Source organism: Lutibacter sp. (assembly GCF_040883305.1).
Lineage (GTDB): Bacteria > Bacteroidota > Bacteroidia > Flavobacteriales > Flavobacteriaceae > Lutibacter.
Genome location: NZ_JBFLKT010000045.1, coordinates 1 through 3724 on the forward strand (window position 1 = coordinate 1; position 3724 = coordinate 3724).

Genomic DNA, 3724 nt, shown 5'->3' on the forward strand with positions numbered 1-3724 from the left:
TTCAAATTGTTGAGCAAGCACCGAGTAACAATTTTATACAGTTTAGTACTAATTCAGAATTTGAAAAAGAAGCATATACACTTTCGGTTACAAGTACTAAAGTCATTATTACAGCAAGTGAAAATAACGGTTTTATTTACGGTTTAGAGACTGTTAGACAATTATTGCCTGTAGCAATTGAAAGTCCAAAATTGATTGAAAATCAAGATTGGGTAATTCCAAATGTTGAAATAAAAGATCAACCTCGTTTTCAATACAGAGGTCTTCATTTAGACGTTGCACGTCATTTTTTTAAAAAAGAGTATATAAAAAAAACAATTGACCGCTTGGCAATGCATAAAATGAATGTGTTTCACTTTCATTTAGTTGACGATCAAGGTTGGAGAATTGAAATTAAAAAATACCCAAAGTTAACAGAAGTAGGCGCATTCAGATTGGATCAAGAAGATTTACATTGGGATGGCAGAAGAGTAACTACTCCAGAAGATAAAGCTACTTACGGCGGGTTTTATACGCAAGAAGATATTAAAGAAATTGTTGCATATGCAACAGCTAGAGGTGTAGAAGTAATTCCAGAGATTGAAATGCCGGCACATGTTATGAGTGCAATAGCATCGTATCCAGAATTGTCATGTTTTGAAACACCAATTGGAGTGCCTTCAGGCGGTGTTTGGCCAATTACCGAAATTTACTGTGCAGGCAAAGAAAGTACCTTTGAATTTTTAGAAAATGTATTGTTAGAAGTAATAGAATTATTTCCTTCAAAATACATACATATTGGTGGTGATGAAGCAACAAAAACCAATTGGAAAAAATGTCCGCATTGCCAAAAAAGAATGAAAAATGAACGACTTGAAAATGTAGAAGAACTGCAAAGTTACTTTGTAAAGAGAATGGAAAAATTCATTAATTCAAAAGATAAAAAACTAATTGGTTGGGATGAAATTTTAGAAGGTGGTTTGGCTCCAGATGCTACGGTTATGAGTTGGAGAGGTGTAAAAGGCGGTATAGAAGCAGCAAAACAAGGACATAATGTAATTATGACACCAGGTTCTCATTGTTATTTCGATCATTATCAAGGTCCTCAAAATGAAGAACCTTTAGCTTGGGGAGGTTTTACACCGCTAAGTAAAGTTTATGAATTTGATCCTATTGTTGAAGATTTAACCGAGGATGAAACAAAACATATTTTAGGAGGACAAGCAAATCTTTGGTCAGAACAAATCAAAACGGAAACACATTCAGAATATATGATTTTTCCGAGACTAGCTGCACTTTCTGAGGCACTTTGGTCTCCAAAAGAATCACGTAACTGGGAAGATTTTTCTTCAAGAATATTTTCTATGTTTAAGCGTTACGAATACTTAGATATCAATTATGCAAAAAGTGCTTATTTAGTAACCGCAAATGCAACTATAAATCTAGAAAATAAAACGGCGAATGTAACATTGCAAAATGAATTTCCAAATCCAGACATTAGGTATGTATTAGGAGCTGATGAAATTGATGAAAATGCAACAAAATATACCACACCAATTGAGTTAAATGAAACTACAATTATAAAAGCTTCATTGTTTAAAAATAATAAACCTGTCGGTAAAATATTTTCGGATACTATTAAATTTCATAAAGCTATAGCTTGTAAAGTAGAATATGTAGTGCCATTCAGTGAAAGCTATCAAGGAGCAGGAGTTTTTAATATGGTAAATACCTTAAGAGGAACAAAAAACTTCCATGACGGACAATGGCAAGCTTGGTTAGGTAAAGATATGGAAGCTATAATTGATTTAGAAAAGGAAATTTCTATAAGTGAAGTAATTGTTGGTTCTTTGGAAAATCAAGGGCCTGGAATATATTTTCCAACAAAAATTGAGGTATATATTTCATCAGATGGTGAGCATTACAAACTAGTAGGAGATGTTGAAAGAGAATATGCTAAAAATACGGGTTCAGACTTAAAAGAATTCAAAGTTGAATTTTTAGCTCAAAAAGCACAATATGTAAAAGTTATTGCAACTAATTTAAAACAAACCCCAACAGGGGGAGGTGTTTGGTTATTTGTTGATGAAATTTTAATTGATTAAAAAATGAAAGATTTAAAAACAATACTAATAATGTTGTTTCTTTTTAGCTATCAAATAAATGCTCAAGAAGAATTTACTACAGAGGAACGTTTAGAATGGTTTCAAGATGCCAAACTAGGTATTTTTATTCATTGGGGATATTACGGAGTTAAAGGAATTGGAGAGTCTTGGTCTATGTATCATAAAAGAATTTCTTATGAAGATTATATGTCACAAGGAAAAGAATTTACCGCTGATAAATACAATCCAGAAGCTTGGGCAAAGTTGTTCAAAAAAGTTGGAGCACGTTATGCAGTTCTTACAACAAAACATCACGATGGTATTGCTTTATGGGATACGAAATACAGCAAATTAAACGTAAAAGAAAAAACACCTACTAAAAGAGATTTGGTGAAACCTTATGTTACTGCTTTAAGAAATGAAGGGTTAAAAGTAGGATTGTATTATTCTTTATGCGATTGGTCACATCCAGATTATAATGTAGTTTTTCCGCGTCCAAACACACAAAAAGATTATCCTCAAAAAAATCAAAAATTCTTATCACCTTGGCAACGATTTGTTAAATTTTATCAAGGGCAATTAAAAGAATTGAGCGATAATTTTAAGCCAGACTTATATTGGTTTGATGGGGATTGGGAAAAATCTAGCGAACAGTGGAGAGCAGAATCTTTAAAAGACTCTTTATTAGCTTGGAATCCTTCGGTAATTGTAAATTCTAGATTAAAAACACATGGTGATTATAGCACGCCAGAGCAAGGGATTCCTGTAATTAGACCGCAAGGAGTTTGGGAATTTTGCATGACAATGAACGATAATTGGGGTTATTATCCTACCGATACAAATTATAAACCAATTGCTCAAATTGTTAGAACTTTTGTTGAAGTAATTGCTTCTGGAGGAAATTTATTGTTAAATATTGGTCCAAAACCAGATGGAACTATTGCTGAAGAGCAAGTTGAACGTTTAGAAGCTTTAGGGGAATGGATTAAAAAACACGAAACAGCAGTGTTTAATTCTAAAGCTGGTTTACCGTATGGACATTTTTACGGACCAACATTGTTAAGTAAAGACGAATCTAAAATTTACCTATGTTTATTTGATGCTCCTAAAAATTACATTTCATTAAAAGGGATTCAAAATAAAGTAAAATCTATCAAAGTTTTAGGTAGTAATCAAGAGTTGAATTTTCTGAGAAATGGTGGTGCTGCCTGGAATAATATTCCTGGAATTTTAAGAATTGAAACTCCTAATGTGGAAAATGTTGATACTTACGTAACAGTTTTAGAAGTTGAATTAGAAGATGCATTAAAATTATATAGAGGACACGGAAATGCAGTTGAATTAAACTAATAAATTATGAAAAATAACACTTTTAAATTTTTGTTTGTACTTTTATGTATAACCATCGTTTCCTGTAATACAAATAAAAGTAACGAGGGTAAAACGAATATTTTAAAAACAAATTTAGTTGACTATGTAAACCCTTTAATGGGAACAGACTCTGAATATATTTTATCAAATGGAAACACCTATCCGGCAATTGCTGCTCCTTGGGGAATGAATTTTTGGACTCCAATGACGTCAAAAATGGGTGATGGTTGGACTTATAAATACGACGAATATAAAATTAGAGGAATCAA

The 3724-nt window shown here is 32.3% G+C and carries 2 protein-coding genes and 1 pseudogene; all 3 read left to right on the forward strand.

The window, feature by feature from the left end; genetic code table 11:
• Positions 1-2084 (forward strand): family 20 glycosylhydrolase (locus AB1Z17_RS01395; protein WP_368050000.1); only part of this gene is annotated, 2084 nt, incomplete at its 5' end.
• Between the two features lie 3 nt (positions 2085-2087).
• Positions 2088-3434, forward strand: coding sequence for an alpha-L-fucosidase (locus AB1Z17_RS01400; RefSeq protein ID WP_368050001.1), 1347 nt, complete (start codon positions 2088-2090; stop codon positions 3432-3434).
• A gap of 6 nt (positions 3435-3440) precedes the next feature.
• Positions 3441-3724 (forward strand): annotated as a pseudogene (locus tag AB1Z17_RS01405) (glycoside hydrolase family 92 protein); the annotation flags it as partial.